The sequence below is a fragment of the Idiomarina sp. UBA3162 genome (assembly GCF_002364475.1).
Classification (GTDB): Bacteria; Pseudomonadota; Gammaproteobacteria; order Enterobacterales; family Alteromonadaceae; genus Idiomarina.
In genome coordinates, this window is the sequence record NZ_DEYI01000019.1 from 12,296 (window position 1) to 29,297 (window position 17,002).

At 47.2% G+C, this 17,002-nt stretch carries 14 protein-coding genes; 6 read left to right on the forward strand and 8 right to left on the reverse strand.

Going from position 1 to position 17,002, the window contains the following annotated elements; translation table 11 throughout:
* The first annotated feature begins 16 nt into the window (after window positions 1–16).
* Window positions 17–1,063 carry an AI-2E family transporter gene (locus B2X00_RS02325; RefSeq protein WP_290485951.1) on the forward strand — a complete coding sequence of 349 codons (1,047 nt, stop codon included), beginning with the start codon at window positions 17–19 and terminating at the stop codon, window positions 1,061–1,063.
* On the opposite strand, the gene cfa is transcribed toward B2X00_RS02325, so the two are convergent.
* The 3 genes from cfa to B2X00_RS02340 form a co-directional block, all read right to left on the reverse strand.
* The gene (gene cfa, locus B2X00_RS02330) at window positions 1,060–2,175 is read right to left on the reverse strand and encodes a cyclopropane fatty acyl phospholipid synthase (protein ID WP_290485952.1); all 1,116 of its coding nucleotides are present in this window, start codon (window positions 2,173–2,175) and stop codon (window positions 1,060–1,062) included. The two genes, B2X00_RS02325 and cfa, sit on opposite strands and share 4 nt — an antisense overlap.
* A 72-nt stretch (window positions 2,176–2,247) precedes the next feature.
* Complete coding sequence (locus B2X00_RS02335; protein ID WP_290486024.1) at window positions 2,248–3,426, reverse strand: ammonium transporter; 1,179 nt, start codon at window positions 3,424–3,426, stop codon at window positions 2,248–2,250.
* A 16-nt stretch (window positions 3,427–3,442) separates the two neighbouring features.
* The gene (locus tag B2X00_RS02340) at window positions 3,443–3,781 is read right to left on the reverse strand and encodes a P-II family nitrogen regulator (protein WP_290485953.1); all 339 of its coding nucleotides are present in this window, start codon (window positions 3,779–3,781) and stop codon (window positions 3,443–3,445) included.
* 234 nt (window positions 3,782–4,015) lie between these two features.
* Here B2X00_RS02340 and B2X00_RS02345 point away from each other — a divergent pair, with 234 nt between their 5' ends.
* Both B2X00_RS02345 and glpQ read left to right on the forward strand, forming a co-directional pair.
* Window positions 4,016–5,074, forward strand: a complete 1,059-nt coding sequence (locus tag B2X00_RS02345; protein WP_290485954.1) for a cysteine synthase A — start codon at window positions 4,016–4,018, stop codon at window positions 5,072–5,074.
* The gene (gene glpQ, locus B2X00_RS02350; RefSeq protein WP_290485955.1) at window positions 5,071–6,099 is read left to right on the forward strand and encodes a glycerophosphodiester phosphodiesterase; all 1,029 of its coding nucleotides are present in this window, start codon (window positions 5,071–5,073) and stop codon (window positions 6,097–6,099) included. The genes B2X00_RS02345 and glpQ overlap by 4 nt, the downstream gene beginning before the upstream one ends.
* On the opposite strand, the gene B2X00_RS02355 is transcribed toward glpQ, so the two are convergent.
* Together B2X00_RS02355 and B2X00_RS02360 are read right to left on the reverse strand one after the other, a co-directional pair.
* Window positions 6,074–6,550, reverse strand: a complete 477-nt coding sequence (locus B2X00_RS02355) for a GNAT family N-acetyltransferase (RefSeq protein ID WP_290485956.1) — start codon at window positions 6,548–6,550, stop codon at window positions 6,074–6,076. The genes glpQ and B2X00_RS02355 overlap by 26 nt on opposite strands.
* Window positions 6,540–7,997 (reverse strand): RimK family protein, encoded by a 1,458-nt coding sequence (locus B2X00_RS02360; protein WP_290485957.1) that lies wholly within the window; start codon window positions 7,995–7,997, stop codon window positions 6,540–6,542. Before B2X00_RS02360 ends, B2X00_RS02355 begins: the two co-directional genes overlap by 11 nt.
* A 111-nt stretch (window positions 7,998–8,108) precedes the next feature.
* Between B2X00_RS02360 and B2X00_RS02365 the strand changes: the two genes are divergently transcribed.
* Together B2X00_RS02365 and B2X00_RS02370 are read left to right on the forward strand one after the other, a co-directional pair.
* Window positions 8,109–8,615, forward strand: a complete 507-nt coding sequence (locus B2X00_RS02365) for a TIGR03546 family protein (protein WP_290485958.1) — start codon at window positions 8,109–8,111, stop codon at window positions 8,613–8,615.
* Between the two features lies 1 nt (window position 8,616).
* The gene (locus B2X00_RS02370) at window positions 8,617–10,368 is read left to right on the forward strand and encodes a TIGR03545 family protein (protein ID WP_290485959.1); all 1,752 of its coding nucleotides are present in this window, start codon (window positions 8,617–8,619) and stop codon (window positions 10,366–10,368) included.
* 3 nt (window positions 10,369–10,371) lie between these two features.
* On the opposite strand, the gene B2X00_RS02375 is transcribed toward B2X00_RS02370, so the two are convergent.
* The 3 genes from B2X00_RS02375 to B2X00_RS02385 are packed head-to-tail and all read right to left on the reverse strand — an operon-like array spanning window position 10,372 to window position 14,511.
* Window positions 10,372–11,559 carry an E22 family MetX-like putative esterase gene (locus B2X00_RS02375; RefSeq protein WP_290485960.1) on the reverse strand — a complete coding sequence of 396 codons (1,188 nt, stop codon included), beginning with the start codon at window positions 11,557–11,559 and terminating at the stop codon, window positions 10,372–10,374.
* A complete protein-coding gene (locus tag B2X00_RS02380; RefSeq protein WP_290485961.1) occupies window positions 11,556–13,199 on the reverse strand; it encodes a long-chain fatty acid--CoA ligase in 1,644 nt (547 codons plus the stop codon). Before B2X00_RS02380 ends, B2X00_RS02375 begins: the two co-directional genes overlap by 4 nt.
* 16 nt (window positions 13,200–13,215) lie before the next feature.
* Window positions 13,216–14,511 carry a GntP family permease gene (locus tag B2X00_RS02385; protein ID WP_290485962.1) on the reverse strand — a complete coding sequence of 432 codons (1,296 nt, stop codon included), beginning with the start codon at window positions 14,509–14,511 and terminating at the stop codon, window positions 13,216–13,218.
* A 209-nt stretch (window positions 14,512–14,720) separates the two neighbouring features.
* On the opposite strand from B2X00_RS02385, the gene B2X00_RS02390 reads away from it, so the two are divergent.
* On the forward strand, window positions 14,721–16,937 hold the full coding sequence (locus B2X00_RS02390) for a TonB-dependent receptor (protein ID WP_290485963.1): 2,217 nt from the start codon (window positions 14,721–14,723) through the stop codon (window positions 16,935–16,937).
* The last annotated feature ends 65 nt before the right edge of the window (window positions 16,938–17,002 follow it).

The window sequence follows — 17,002 nt, forward strand, 5'->3', positions numbered from 1 at the left end:
ATTAAACGGAATGATTATGCAAGATAAATTGGAAACACGTTCATTTCTGCTTATGCTGCTGGCGGTAAGTATTGCTTTTGCGCTCATACTTAAGCCATTTTGGGCGTCGATTTTTTGGGCGTGTGCTGTTGCAGTCATCTTTTACCCTCTGCAAATTAGGCTTAAGCGCATGCTGGGGCGGCGCAGTAATCGAGCCGCTTTACTAACCTTGTTAGTTGCGACCTTCATTGTTGTGATTCCAGTGCTTGCTGTGGCGTATTCATTTATCCAAGAGGGCGTTCAGCTATATCAACGACTTGCTTCAGGTGACGTTAGTGTCGCTCAAATCGTTGATAAAATAGAGCAAGGCCTGCCGTTCTTACCTGATTTGCTAGCCCGCTTGGGTATTGATATCGAGTCGCTACCCGAGCGTATATCGCAGTGGGCAATGAGCGCTAGTCAATTTTTTGCGCAAGAGGCGCTTGTCGTTGGGCAAAACACCTTTGGATTTGTTATGAATCTGGGGTTAATGCTTTATCTGACATTCTTTCTACTTCGTGACGGTAACAAATTGATCCGTTTGATGGTCCGAGCATTGCCGCTAGGAGATGAACGCGAGCACCAGCTCTTCAAGAAGTTTGCTGAGGTGACGCGCGCAACAGTAAAAGGAAACATCGTTGTCGCCATGGTTCAAGGTGCGTTAGGGGGAATCATTTTTGCGCTACTGGACATTCCAGCACCGGTGTTATGGGGTGTCGTGATGGCGTTTTTATCGCTTATCCCCGCTGTGGGTGCAGCGATAGTTTGGTTACCGGTCTCAGTATACCTATTAAGTACCGGCGCAATTTTTGACGGCGTGGTATTGCTGCTTTACGGAGTCATTATAATCGGACTCGCTGATAATGTTTTACGTCCTCTACTGGTGGGGCGAGATACTAAACTGCCTGACTACATTGTTTTATTTTCGACACTGGGTGGATTAAGTTTGTTTGGTATCACTGGTTTTGTGATTGGACCGCTTATCGCGGCCCTATTTTTAGCATTCTGGGATATGTTTACGCACGAGTTTAATATTGGTTCTTAAACAAATGGTCGATGATATCCACCTTCAATACCTTGTTTACTAAGCACCCATTGCCATAGTTGAATGTCGCGGGCGCGAAATGCGCCTGCGCATGACAGCAAGTAGTATTTCCACATTCGATAAAATGTTTTTTCGTAATCACCTTGGAGTTGAGGCCACGCTGTATCGAAGTTTTCGAACCAGCCCATCAGGGTTTTATCGTAATCAGCACCAAAGTTATGAAGGTCTTCACACACAAACCGTTCTTCTAATGCTGCACCAATTTGCGCAATTGATGGGATTTCGCCATTAGGAAAAATATAGCGGCTTATCCAGGGGTCGGCTGCTGTGTCTGAAACATTTTTACCAATGGTATGCAGTAAGAATAGCCCATCATCCTTTAGACAGCGCCGAGCGACATCCATGTAATCTTCGTAGTTTTTCTGACCGACATGTTCAAACATGCCCAAACTGATGATGCGATCAAATGACTCGTCGAGATCACGATAGTCTTGCAGACGAAACTCTACAGGCAAGCCTTTACACCGCTCTTCTCCTAAGCGCACTTGCTCCTTTGATATCGTAACACCGACACACTCGACGCCATAGTGTTCTGCGGCATACTGCATAAAGCTGCCCCAGCCGCAGCCTATATCAAGTATTTTCATACCCGGTTTGAGTTGCAGTTTCTGACAACTAAGCTCTAATTTGTCGCGCTGTGCATCGTCGAGATTATCAGCGTCACGCCAGTAGCCGCAGGTGTATACCATGCGTTCGTCTAACATGGCTTGGTACAGTTTATTACCAATATCGTAGTGTTTTTGCCCAACTTCCCAGGCACGCTTATCGTCTTGCAGATTAAATAAACGACTTTTCAACGAGTGAAAAATTAGGCGCGCGGGATTGACCTCATCTTGCACCCCAGAACGCAATAGGCGGTGGAAAAACTGGTCTAAACGCTCAGCATCCCAAAGTCCCGCCATATAGGTTTCTCCAAGCCCTAAATTGCCACGTGACAGCACCTGATCAAAGATGCTGTCATCGTGTACTTGCATATCCCAAGGGTGGGAGCCGTTGATTTGAATGCCTGCTCGATTGAGTAGTTCAATACAGTATTCTTTTGATGATGCCATGAGACTTAACCCTTACGTATTAAGTATTTCTTAACTTAACAATGGAGTAGGTCACAGGCAAACGTTGATTAACTAACGTTTCGTTGAGCTCGTAAACTCTGGGTAAGCCTCGACACCGCATTCACTGATATCGCCGCCCAGATACTCTTGCTCCTCGCTTACACGAATACCCACTGTGACTTTCAACAGATACCAAATAGCCAGACTGGTCGCAAAAGTCCAGCCAAATATCGCCCCAGCACCTAAAAGTTGGGTTGACCAAGCTGCGTTAGTATCGGTGAGAGGGACGAGCATTAAGCCATAAAAACCTACTACACCATGTACGGACAACGCGCCGACTGGATCATCGATACGAATGCGGTCAAGGGTAATAATCGATATGACCACTAACAAGCCGGCACTAAAGCCAATGATGGAGGCATGCTCTGGCGCTGGGGTTAATGGTTGAGCGGTAATCGCGACCAAACCTGCTAAAACACCATTGACTATCATAGTGAGATCCGCCTTGCGCCAAATGAGTACAGTAATGAGGAGTGCGCCCACGGCGCCTGCGGCAGCTGCTGAATTTGTGTTTACAAATACACGAGCCACGGCATTGGCATTGTTGATATCGTGGATAGCCAGCTGTGAACCGCCATTGAACCCAAACCAACCGAACCATAGAATTAATGTCCCAAGTGCCGCCAACGGCATATTGGCACCGGGAATAGCCGTCGGTTTGCCGTCTTTGTATTTTCCACGGCGAGGACCTAACAATAGGACACCTGCGAGTGCTGCCGCAGCGCCCGCCATATGAACAATGCCCGAGCCAGCAAAATCGACAAAGCCGGCCTCGGCAAGAAAGCCGCCTCCCCAGCTCCAGCCCCCTTGATAAGGGTAAATAAAGGCAGATAAAACGACCGCAAAAACAAAAAATGCGAGTAATTTCATACGTTCAGCGACCGCACCAGAAACAATCGACATCGCGGTGGCAACAAACACGCTCTGGAAAAAAAAGTCGGCATCGTCGGCGAAACTATCAGAACCACCGGTGCCATACATCAGTGTGTAGCCAATAACGAGGTAGGCAATACAGGCAAGCGCAAACAAGACGATATTTTTAGTCAGAATCTCAGTGGTGTTTTTGCTTCGCACGAGCCCAGCTTCAAGCATGGCGAAACCGGCTGCCATCCACATTACAAATGCACCTGATAATAAAATGTACAGCGTATTTAACGCGTACTCCGTGTTTGTGAGAGAAATTGCATTCATCACGTATTCTCCTTAGTTACAGGGCTTCTTGGTCGACTTCACCCGTACGAATACGCACGCAGTGTTCGAGGTGTGTAACGAAAATTTTGCCATCGCCGATATTACCGGTGTGAGCGGCTTCGGAAATAACCTCAACGGCGCGATCCAGTTGGTCGTCGCTTACAGCAAGTTCCAAGCGGATCTTGGGAAGGAAGTCGACCCTGTATTCTGCTCCTCGATACAGCTCTGTGTGCCCTTTTTGTCTGCCAAAACCGCGTACTTCAGCAATCGTCATACCGGTACAACCAATATCGGCTAGAGCTTGTCGAACATCGTCCAATTTGAATGGTTTGATTAATGCAGTAATCATTTTCATAACCAGCACTCCGTTAATGTAGATGAATTGTTAATTCACAATTCGTGCCAGATATAAAATCAATATAAAACAAAGAGTTGTGTGAATCGTGTGAATGATTGACCGTTTTCGTGGCATACGCTTGGTGCAGGTGCACCTTTAAAGTGCAGTAAATCCAATGCAAATAGAGTTGAACCGAATTTGCTCAACGGAGATACTGCATACTATGCAACAGCGAAGTAGAGGACTGTACAAATGTTGGTAGGTCAACGTACCAGTGATTTAGTTGGGCAAACGGATTTGCTTAAAGTGCACTCACTGTCTGAACTGAGTGGCAGTAATATATACTTAAAGTGTGAGTTCCAGAATCCAGGTGGCTCGATAAAAGATCGCGCTGCTAAGCAGTTAATAGAAGATGCGATGGAACGCGGCGAACTTAAGCCTGGTATGACCGTCGTCGAGGGCACCGCAGGTAATACGGGGATTGGCTTAGCGTTGGTTGCCAAGTCGTTTGGATTGAACATGTTGGCGGTTATGCCTAATGATCAATCACCTGAGAAAGAACGCATGATAGCTTTACACGGAGGTCAACTTAAGACGGTTGACCCAGTACCTTTTAAAAATCCTAATCATTTTTATCACACGGCACGCCGTATTGCGGAAGAGCGTGATGATTGCTGGTGGGCTAATCAGTTTGAGAATACCAGTAATGCGCGCGCCCACTATTTGCACACTGGGCCCGAAATTTGGCAACAACTGAATGGCGATATCGATACCTTTGTTTCCGTTGCGGGGACGGGCGGCACCATCGGTGGTAATAGCCGGTATTTTAAGGAACAAAACCCTAATATTGACGTGTGGCTTGCTGATCCCGATGGCTCAGGGATTTTTGAGTTTTTGCGAACCGGTGAATATGTCTCAAACGGTAGCTCAATGACAGAGGGTATTGGGATCATGCGTTTGGTGGATAACTTTAGGCAGGCGCGTATTAAACATGCTGTCAATTTACCGGACCAAGACCTCATTAGTATTTCACGCTACGTGCGCGAGCAAGATGGAATCGTCTTGGGGAGTAGCTCAGCACTCAACCTCGCCGCTGCTTATGCAGCGGCGTTGAATGGTGAGCGAGGACGTAATATTGTGACATTTGCCTGTGACCTAGGTGAGCGCTCAGCCAGTAAGCTCTACAACAACGAGTATCTCACGCAAAAGGGCTTAGCTATCGAGCCTGAACCGATTGAACAGTTAACCGAACGTTATCAGCATTTAGGTGACCGTCTGATCGAGGTCAATTGGTCAGGAGATGACTCATGAAGTGGATATCGGTGGTTGCTGGAATCGCGTGGTTCTCATCGTTATCGGTTTCTGCACAGGCGGACAACTCGACCGAAGAGCTCGCTGTTGCTCCCATCAAATTGCCTGAGTTTATCGATATCGCCCACCGAGGTGCGTCAGGTTATCTACCCGAGCATTCGCAGGCTGCAACGGTGATGGCTTATGCTTTGGGAGCGGACTATATCGAGCAAGACGTGCAGTTGAGCCGCGACGGCAAAGCGGTTGTATTGCACGATGCTCAACTCGATGCGGTGACGAACGTCGCAGAAGTCTTTCCTGAACGGCACCGTCCCGATGGAAGCTATTATGCGGTGGACTTCACTCTCAATCACTTAAAGCAGCTCAGACTCACGCCACGCCGAAACAGCGATGGGTCCGCGCGTTATCCTCAGCGGTTTCAAAATAATCAGGTCGAATTCAAAATTCAAACGTTAGCCGAGTCGCTGAATCTTATTCAGGAACTCAATCGCGTTAGAAATAAGAACACAGGTGTCTACATTGAGGTGAAAGCTTCTCGTTGGTATCGCGATCAGGATTACGATCCGCTAGCGGTGGTAATGAATGTGCTGAGCAAAAACGGTTATTCCGATCAACAGCAAGCAACACCTCTCTATCTGCAGTCGTTTGATCCCGAAACACTCAGGCGAGTGAAGCGAGAATTTCATTGTGATTTTCCGTTGGTTCAGTTGATCGCTGACAACTCTTGGGGCGAGACGCCTATTGATTACGATGCGCTGAGAACTTATGCGGGCTTAGAATCTTTGACCTCGTATGTCGATCACGTTGGCTTGTGGTTAGGTCACGTACTCAAGGAGGTCAAAGACGGTCAACCGGTTTGGAGCGATGTACTCGAAAATGCTGAAAAAGTCGGGCTTAAAGTGCACGTTTATACATTGCGCGCTGATCAATTACCCCAAGGTGTTGAGTCACTCAAGCAATTGCGAGGTTGGTTAAAAGAAGCTGGTGTACAGGGCGTATTTAGTGACTTTCCGGATCAAAAGTAAGTCGCATTTTTAACCCGTCAGTACCGTCATCGTAATAGTTGACCAGAATATCGACGGTCTCGAACCCCAGAGACTGGTAAAGTTGGATTGCTTGCTTGTTATCCAACTTCACCTCTAATGATAATCCAAGACGATCCTGCTGACGTTGTGTTTTAATCACTTCATTAACTAACAGCTTGGCTACGCCTTGACCGCGAAATGCCGGGGCGACGGCAATGGAATAAATACGTGCGTAGCGACTATTACGTCGAGTTAAAATAACTGCATAACCCGCCAACTGATCTGCACTGTCTTTGGCAAGCAAAATAAAGGCAGCAGGACTTTGTAGCAGACGTATAAAGTTACGTCTGCTGATACGAGAATAATCAAAAACTTGGTTCTCTAATTCGACTAGCGCAGTGATATCACTGCGCTGGCAAGGGTCGATCTTAAAGCCGCAATTAGTGTTCATCTAACCGGCGCCCAAAATCAGCCATAATTAAACGATAAAGCTCATACCCAAGCAGTTTATCTTCAACACCTGATTCGATAGATGGGTTATCGTTGATCTCAATGATGACAGGGCCTCTCTGAGTCATTTTTACATCAACACCGTATAGCCCATCACCAATAAGTTTAGTCGCTTGTAATGCGAGCTTAACCACCTCTTTGGGTGCTTGATGAACGCCATAGGTTTCAAAAGAACCACTTTTAGCACGGCTGGACTCATTGTGGTTATAGATTTGCCAGTGATTGCGAGCCATAAAGTACTGACATGCGTATATCGGGCGATTATTGAGTACACCAATGCGCCAGTCGTATTCGGTTTTTAGAAACTCTTGGGCTAATAAAATAGTCGACTGTTCAAATAGGCGTTCAGCTGCCGCTTTAAATTCAGTCTCATTTTCGACTTTCTCTACGCCGATAGAAAAAGAGCCATCTGGAATTTTTAATACCACTGGATAACCGAGTTGTTCGCCCAGTTCCTTATAGTCGATATCAGACTGCAACAATAGCAACTCGGTTTTAGGTGTTGCGACATGATGCTTATCGAGCAATTCTTTTAGAAATACTTTGTTGGCACATTTTACGATCGAGTCGGGATGGTCAATGACGACCATACCGTTTGCTTCAGCTTTTTTTGCGAAGTGATACGTGTAATGACTGATTTTAGTCGTCTCACGAATAAACAGCGCATCAAATTCAAGCAAGCGGTTGTAGTCATCTGCTGTAATAAGCTCTGCTTCAATGTCGCACTCTTTGGCTGCTTTAATAAATAAATTGAGTGCTTTTTTATCACTGGTTGGTATGGCTTCTTCAGGGTTATAAAGGATTGCCAAATCATAGCGATATTCTTTTTTTGCACGAGCTTTGCGCCAAACCCGTTTATTAAATAAGTCCAATGACTCGCCAAATAAGGTTTGCTCATCATCAGTTAAATCCGCGAGCCGACCAGCGCTGAGAGACTGAATTAACCAACGATCATTTTCTTTGATGAAATTAATATTAATAATTGGGCATGGATATCGGTCAAAAAGCTGTCGTGCCAAGTGCTTTAACGGCTCCACTGACGTTTGTCCAAAGCAGACGATGAGTTGCATGGTACCACCGGTCTGTTTGGCAAGGTACTTGCTGGCTGTTTTATCGACCGGATTTGCCAACAGCTGATAATGATTAAAGTTATTTAGATCATTGATGGTGTTAACTGACGGCAGTACGCGCTGTCCACGCGCTTCTGCCAACAAGCTGACATAGTAGCCGGTCGAGAGATAACTGAGATCGTCGCATAAGTTTAGAATGTGGCTTTTGCCCGCAGCCGGTGTTTGTAGGTACTCATTGGCTGTTAGCAATGACTGACTCGGATAGTACGGCTGCCAATCGCTAATATCATTGATAATTAATTGAACTTGTTGTTGCATGAGTGAGTATTTCTCTTTAATGAAAAGCTTTTATAAAAACATAACAGGTTATTTGCTTTAGGCACGAATCAAACACTATATTAGTTAAAAATAATTCAAAAGGATGTTGCCATGCTTACGTTATTAGCGCGAATACTGAAAGCGCTAAACTCAGAAACGAGCGCCCGCTCATTGGCCATTGCGGTGGTGCTGGGCATGTTTCTAGGATTAACGCCACTGTGGCGTGTTCATAACTTAATTATCTTACTTGCAGCCTTGATTTTCCGAGTCAATTTATCACTGTTTCTGGTCTCGTTCGCTGTGTTTTCGGGGCTCGCGTATTTACTCGATCCGATGTTTCACAGCTTTGGCGAATCTATACTCAGAGCCGACAGTTGGCAAGCAATTTATGAAGCTGTCTACGCGACAGCTATTGGACGTGTTTCCTTGTTTTATCACACGATTACGATGGGAAGCTTCATTTTCAGCCTTATCGTCAGTCCTATCGTTTGGGGGGCGACTTATTACATCGTGATTAATTACCGCAAACGGATTCAGGCAACGTTTAATAAACTAAAAATTGTGCGCGTTCTAAAGGGAAGCCGGCTGTGGCAAGTATATTCGGATTTAAGAGGTTGATATGAGTAAGAGTATCATTAGATGGCCTGGGCTCGGCGCGTTTTTTGTTGTGTTAGGCACTCTGGTTTTATTGTCTTGGCTATTTTTAGACACCATTTTGAAATTTACGTTTGAGCAGACTCTTGGACGCTTGAACGGTGCTGAGGTGAATGTAGCTGAGGTTTCTCACCAGTGGTCACCTGTCCGGTTGACGTTGACAGGGGTACAAATTACTGACCCTAATCAACCCGATTTAAACCGTGTGCAGGCTGAACGTATCAGTGGTGATGTGAGTCTGAGCGAGCTAATTCTTGGTCGTGTATTAATGGAACAGCTGGATGTCACTGGAGTGCGTTTGGCACAAAAACGTGAATCACCCGGTGAGGTCTATGTATCTATTAATAAAGATCAGGTCAAAAGTTGGGCTTCGGATGGTTGGTCGTCAGTTAAGGCTAAACTGCCTTCGACTGATGAAATTGTCGCGCAAGTCGGTTTGCAGACGGAGGATGTGATCGCGACGGCCAAGCAAAAGGTTAAGCAACAAGAAACTGAATTTAAGCAAGCTCGCGACCAGTTACCGAAAAAGGAAAAGATTGAGCAGTATAAGCAGCAAATAGAACAACTAACGTCGGGTAAGATCGAGGGGCTCGGAGATATTGCTGAGCGTAAAAAGCAACTCGATAAATTGAAACAACAAATTCGACAAGATAAAGAAGCGGTTGCGCAATTTAAGGCAGAACTTGAACAAAGCATTGATACGGTGAAGACTCAGCTCAGTGAGGTAAAGGCGGCGCCGGGTAATGATATCGACCGAATTCGATCATTCTTCCAGCTCAATGAGACGGGTATTCAAAACGTGACAGGCCTATTGCTGGGTGAGGAGGCCAAGAAATGGAGTCACTATGTGTTACTCGCTTATGAGCAGATTGCACCGATGCTTGCGCGGGCAGATGATAGCCAAACCATAGAAAAAGCCCGTGGTATGGGCGAAAACATTAGTTTTGCCGAGCAGGATGCAGCGCCCGAGTTATTAATCAAAAAGGCGCGTACGGAGATCCTGATTGCGGGCACACAAGTGGATGTCAACTGGGAGAATATTACTTATCAGCATGATTTATTGGGTCAGTCGACGACTTATCAAGCTCGTGCAGATAATGCATCACTGTGGCGCTCATTTAACTTGAATGGTGAGCTAGCGCTGTTGCCCAGTGGCATTGACGCAAAACAGCAGTGGCAGTTGAAAGGCGCACAGTTAAGTAATATTGACCTAGTCAATAACAGTGAGATAGCGGCATCACTCATTTCTTCGATACTAGATAGCGATGGCTCCGTGCGGGTGAAAGGCAATGAGCTTGATGGTTCAGCACTGGTTAAATTGCTTGATTTAAAAGTCGATGCGTCAGGGACGAGCAAAATTACCAAAGCGATTGCTAACGCCTTGGGCCAACTTAATCGTCTCGATGTGAATACTGATGTGGGTGGGAGTATCGTGAGTCCGAGCCTTTCGTTGAATTCCGATTTGGACGATCAGCTTGGAAAAATGCTCTCGCAAGCGGCACTCGGCGAGGCTTCAGAAAAGCTGCAGTCGATTAAGCAAGACTTGATGGCAAAAGTTAACGAGCAAATGGGCGGTGAAGAAGCATTCTTGAATCAGCTCGGTGACTGGCAAGGGCAGTCTGACAGTTTAGATAAGCAACTTGAGGAGCTGCTTAAGTCTAAAATTGAGGATTCGTTGAAAGATAAGTTGAAGGGCCGCCTGTTCGGCGGCTCCTAAATATTATTGGTTCAAAAACTGCGTCAACTTAGTGGCTTTTGATTGAATCGAGAAAAGACCATTGAGGTGGCCCCATGGCCCCTCGATGTATTCTAGCTCTGACTCTTTACCCAAATCGTTTAACATCGCGTTGGCGTGTTCAGCCATATAAGGCATGAGCAGTAAATCGTTACTCGACGGCAAGAATAGCGACTTCGCTGTCACATTAGCTAATCCCTGTTCTAAGGTGTCTTTGTGGCCTGCAATAAAGAGCTGGTTAGCCCTTACTAAATAAAGGATATGATTGGCATCAGCCAGTGGAGCGCGTGCGCGGCTGCTGTCGAATAACCATTTAGCCGCGGGTAGTTGGTTGTTAACTGTTTCAAGCCCACCCTCTGGCAACGTCGGTTGCTGAGGTGCACTTTGATTGAAGATCTCGGGGTGCATGGCGCCATGAGTAATCATCGCCTGAGCCATAGTGACGCCATCAATTGGAGCGTCATGGCCGTAATAATCACCATCGCGCCAGTTTGGATCCAGCTTGATAGCTTGAGACCACATTTCGAGACCGGCAATGGTCCACGCATCCATTTTTGCGGTGCCGATGACCGAAACCATCCGGTCGACCCAGTTTGGATAGGCTGATGCCCATTCGATAGCTTGCAGTGAGCCCATGGACGCGCCTACCACTGCGTGGAGTTTGTTAATTCCCTTTGATTCAAGCAATGCTTTTTGTACGTTGACGAAGTCGCGAATAGTGACCACAGGAAAATCAAGACCGTAGGGCTTGCCTGTATCAGGGTTGATACTTGCTGGGCCGGTGGTGATGACACTCGGTAGATTCGGGTAAGCGTTAACTAAAGAATCGATACTTACGACGTAGAATTTATTGGTATCGATTGCCTTCCCAGGGCCAATAATGGCATCCCAATAGCCCGCTTGCGGATCATTAGGCGTATATTTTCCCGCCGCATGGCTGTTGCCAGAAAAGAAGTGAGTAATAAGAATTACGTTATCTTTAGTCTCATTAAGCTCACCGTAAGCCTCCCACCCGACAGTGACATCCTTGATGGTTTCCCCTCCCACCGTGGTGTAGTTATCCATTTGAAAGCTTTGTTTTTCCACTAACAGGGGTTCTTGCGCCTGCGTGATTGAAATAAACAAGCCACAGAGCGCAACAAGGCTCAGCTTGGCAGTTTTTAGTGTACTCATGATGCGTTCTCCAGTAAGAAATTTTGATACTGTGTTCTAAGTTCAGTTTTGAGGAGCTTACCTGTGCCGGTGTGCGGTAACTGTTCGACAAACAGAATAGCGTCGGGCATCCACCAACGTGCGATTTTCCCGGTCAAGAAGTCTTTGACTTCTGTTTCGTCAATTGCTTTACCCGCATTAGGTACGATAAGTAGCAACGGGCGTTCGTCCCATTTAGGATGTTTAACACCAATAACACAGGCTTCATTCACTGCGGGGTGTTGGCTGGCGATATTTTCGATATCAAGCGAGCTTATCCATTCACCGCCGCTTTTAATGACATCCTTTTTGCGGTCAACGACTTTCATAAAGCCCTCTGGATCAATCACGGCGATATCGCCAGTCGCTAACCAACCGTCAGGGAAGCTCGTCAGATCATCGTTACGGAAGTATTGACTGGCAATCCAATGACCTCTTACCTGCAACTCGCCACGTGTTTCACCGTCATGGGGGAGCGGATTGTTATCTAAATCGACGATACGCGCTTCAGAGCCAAATACTGGGCGACCAGCAGTGGTCTGAATCCGATATTGTTCTTCCTTGCTACGTGTCAGAATATCGCGAGTAGGCGGGGCTGAGTACACCAAGGGCCCTGTCTCTGTCATGCCCCAAATCGGCTGCCAGTAGACGTCATAAACCTGATCGTAGGTTTTAACGAGCCCCAGCGGGGAGGCCGCGCCGCCCACACAAACGCGCTTTAAAGTAGGTATCGATTGCTTTGATTCTGATAAATGATTGTGCAGAGTCAGCCAAATAGTAGGCACGCCCAAACCAACGCTCACTTGTTCTTGCCGAATAAGTTCGCTCATCACCTCGCCTGACGTACCGTCACCACTGAACACTAATTTACTACCTGCAAGGGGGGCCGCGTAAGGTGCACCCCATGCAGCGACGTGATACATGGTCACCATCGGCATTAAGACAGTGTCTTCATCAAGTGCAAGCATATCCTTACCCATCGTTGCTTGCGCATGAAGCACCATGGCCCGATGTGAAGCCAGTACGCCTTTCGGATGCCCCGTGGTGCCTGATGTATAACACAGCAGAGCTGCACTCTGTTCATCTATATCTGGCCAATCATAAGCGGGCGCATTAGAGGCAAGCAGGGTTTCATAATTATAAAGGTTATCGAGCTTGGGATCGGGCATTTGATCCTCGTCGACCATCACGATAAACCCTTTTACGTGTTTGAGTTCCGGCGCTATTTGCTCAAGTATCGCTAAGAAGGATATATCAACAAACACCCAAGTGCTCTCGGCATGGTTCAAAATCCAAGCGATTTGGTCCTCAAATAAGCGCGGGTTGACTGTGTGCATCACCGCGCCGATGCCACTGACCGCGTAGTATAACTCCATATGACGATAGGTATTCCAGGCGAGGCTAGCGACGCGTTCCCCTGGCTGAATACCTAATTGTTTGAGCCCATGCGCCAACTGACAAGTGCGTTGGTAGCACGCTTGGTAACCATAGCGGTGGTGGTCACCTTCAAGACGGCGTGTGACGATTTCTTGATGTGGGTAACGGGTTGCTGCGTAGCGCAAGATATCAATAATTTGGAGCGGGCGCTGCATCATATTGCCAGAAAGTTCTGTAGTTAACATCGTTTTAGCCTCTCAATTAAAACAGCATGAAGAGTGCGATAGCTAAGCTGAGTCCAATCAGCGGCACTACGACGGTGACAGCGGCCACTGCAGGGTATGCATCTTTGTGACTCTGCTTACAAATGGCGCGAATCGTTGTGACCACATAGCCATTGTGCGGTAGCGAGTCGAGTGCACCCGATGATATCGAAACAATACGGTGTAGCTGCTCTGGGTTAACGCCTGCATCCATGTAGTGGGGACCGACTTCGGGCAGGGCAATGGCTTGTCCACCTGAGGCAGAACCTGTTAAGCCTGCGATCACACTGACAGCAACGGCTGCGCCGACCAGCTCGTTACCGGGTAGACTGGTCATAGCATTTACCGCGGTATCAAAGGCAGGCGTGATTTTGGCGATACTGCCAAACCCAACTACGGCTGCCGTATTGCCGATAGCGACAAGCGCACCTGTGGTGGCATCAGATATTGCCAGCTGAGGTTTGTGGAAGTAGTTGTAGTTGATGATAGCAATAGCGATTACGCCACCAAGCAATGCGACGATAAGCGCGTTTTGGGCAAGTTGCTCATGAAATGAAAATGAGAGCCCCAATACAACTAGAAGCGGGACTAAACTTGCCAAAGGGTTGGGTAAGTCGCGCTCAAGCAGTACCGGATCGTGCTCTTGCGCTTCAAAATGCTCGCCACGTGCAACGGCGCGATTGATAATCTTGGTTAGCCACCAATAGCCAAATACTGCCATAAAGACAGCGACCACTAAACTGACTTCCCACGCTGCATAGGGAGATGTCCCTAAATACTTTATCGGGATCCAGTTTTGAATTTCGGGTGAACCCGCCGAGGTCATGGTGAAAGTAACTGAACCAAACGACAGTGCGGCAGGAATGAAGCGACGTGGCAAGTTAGCGTCTTTAAATAGACTGAGTGCCATAGGGTAGACTGAAAAAGCGACCACAAACACGCTCACACCACCGTAAGTCAAGATAGCGCAGGCTAATACGACGGCTAATACGGCTTGTTTTTTGCCGAGTCGGTCAATAATCCACTTGGCAACACTGTCTGCCGCGCCGGTATCTTCCATAAATTTACCGAACATGGAGCCGAGGAGGAACATAAAGAACCAAGCGGCGACAAAGCCGGCAAACCCATCCATATAGGCGGCGACAAAGTTAACATCGCCAGTGAACAACGGGATACCGCTACACAAAGCAACGACAACCGCACACAGCGGTGCACTGATAAAGAGGTTCATTCCTCTTAACGTGAGTACAATGAGCAGCAATAAACCGCCCACCAATCCAATCATACTTAACATGAAATACCTCGCAACGAGTTAATAACGGGCCATGTTCTGGTCGTTGCATGGCTCTATTGTGCGTGAACGCGTGGAGTTAACCCATAGTACTATGGTACAGATCACTTTTTTAACATTTTGCGCTAGGTTATTTAACAGCCATGATTCTGGTGCGTGATGCACAGCCAATAATTGCAATAACAATGACAATAAATGTCAGGGGAAACACCATGAACAACAAAGGATTTAAACTTTCGCTGTTAACGCTAGCGATGACAGGTGCGCTGAGTAGCGCGTCGGTGTGGGCGCAGGATAACGCCGAACAAAACGAACAGCAGGCATCCGATAAACTTGAACGCATTGAGGTCACTGCTCGTCGGACTAACGAAAGCCTGCAAGAAGTGCCGGTAGCCGTCAGTGCCTTTGGTGAGCAAGAACTTGAGCGAGACGGTATCGAAGATATCACTGAGTTACAGTACAAAATGCCCAATACGACTTTTCAAGTCAGCCGTGGAACCAACTCAACACTGACGGCTTATATCCGTGGTATCGGACAACAAGATCCATTGTGGGGCTTTGAGCCTGGCGTCGGTATTTATATTGATGACGTCTATGTAGCGCGTCCACAAGGAGCTGTGCTTGAAGTGCTTGATGTACAACGTGTGGAAGTTTTACGCGGTCCTCAAGGCACCTTATACGGTAAGAACACCATTGGTGGTGCGATGAAGTATGTCACTCGTGACCTAACGGGCTACAACGAATTTGAAGTTAAGGGCACCATTGGCACTTACAACCAAACCGACTTAAAAGTCGCCGGTCAAACGGCACTGAGTAACAACTTCTATATTGGCGGTGCATTCGCAACATTGAATCGCGATGGTTACGGAGAGTTCGTTAACACGGGTGCAGATAACTATAATAAAGAGTTGGTGACAGGACGATTCAATGCACGCTGGCTAGCGAGCAAAGATGTTGATGTTAAATTTGCCGCGGACTGGACTCAAGACGATTCTAATGCACGCGGAGGACACCGACTATTACCATCACTGTTAAGTGATGAACCCTATCTTGACGACGTATTTGATTCTTATACCGCGATGCCGACCGATAACTCGGTTGAAACCGAAGGCTACTCTTTGACTGTTGATTGGGATGTCGACGCTCAGTGGGGCTTCAAGTCGATCACCGCGTATCGTGAAGGCAGTACTGATACCAACATTGATTTTGACTCAACGGTCAACCCCGTACTGTTAGTACCTGCTTACTATGATGATGACCAAACGACACAAGAGTTTCAGCTCACCTACTCGGATGACCGCTTAAACTTTATTGGTGGTCTATATTTTTATGATGGCACAGCCTGTGGCGTTTTTGGCACGGTGCTAGGGTTATTGAATCTGACGATCGACAATGGCGGCTGTGTCGATACGACGAGCGAGGCGATTTTTGGCCAAGCAAGCTACAAATTAGATGACCAATGGTCGGTAACAGTCGGTGGACGCTACACGCGTGACGAGAAAGACGCCGACGTATATCGCTATACGTATGCTGGGGTTAAGTTCCTCGATAGGGGCGATTATTCAGCGGATCCGATTGTGGTGAACTCGGACTTTAACACTAAAGAGGATTGGAGTAAGTTCTCACCACACGCGAGTGTTAGCTATCAAATGACCCCCGAGATGATGTGGTATGCCAGTTATAGCAATGGCTTCAAATCCGGTGGTGTTGATATGCGGGCAGACGTGAGCCTCAACCCTGACGCTGCCAATCCGTACGACCCTGAAATCGTAGACACCTATGAATTCGGTGTTAAGAGCGAGTGGCTCGATAGTCGTTTGCGTTTGAATGGCGCAGTCTTCTATTCCGACTATCAAGATATGCAAGTAACCGTTCAACGCGCTGTTGAAACAGGGGGCGTTGCGTCACAAGTGCTTAATGCTGCGGACTCGACAGTACAGGGCTTTGAACTGGAAGCGACTTTTGCCGCCACGGAAACGCTAAATTTTACTGGCTCGTTGGGCTATATCGATGCCGAGTTTGATGAGGTTGCTTTCTTCAATCCGCAAACAGGGCAAGTTGAAGATGTGTCGGACACGTGGTCATTTGCGAATACGCCTAAACTGACTGCGAACTTGGGTTTCAATAAAGAATTTATCCTGGACAGCGGCTCATTGGTATGGTCGACCTCGGTCTCGTATCGAGATGACACACAGATTTTTGAAGTTCCTTCACCGTTGGATGAAGAAGCCTATAGCCTGGTTAATACTAGCTTGGTTTGGTACTCAACCAGTGGTCAGTGGAATGTTGGCTTACATGCCAAAAATGTATTTGACGAAGAATATCGTCTAGCGGGCTATAACTTTGGCTCTACCTTCGGTGAAAACATCGTCACAGGGTACTACGGTGACCCTCGCACAGTATCACTGACAGTAGGCTATCGTTTCTAATTACTGATGGACCCACAGTGACCAGTGCGAGTTATGCTCGCACTGGTATATTCCCTTAAAACTGG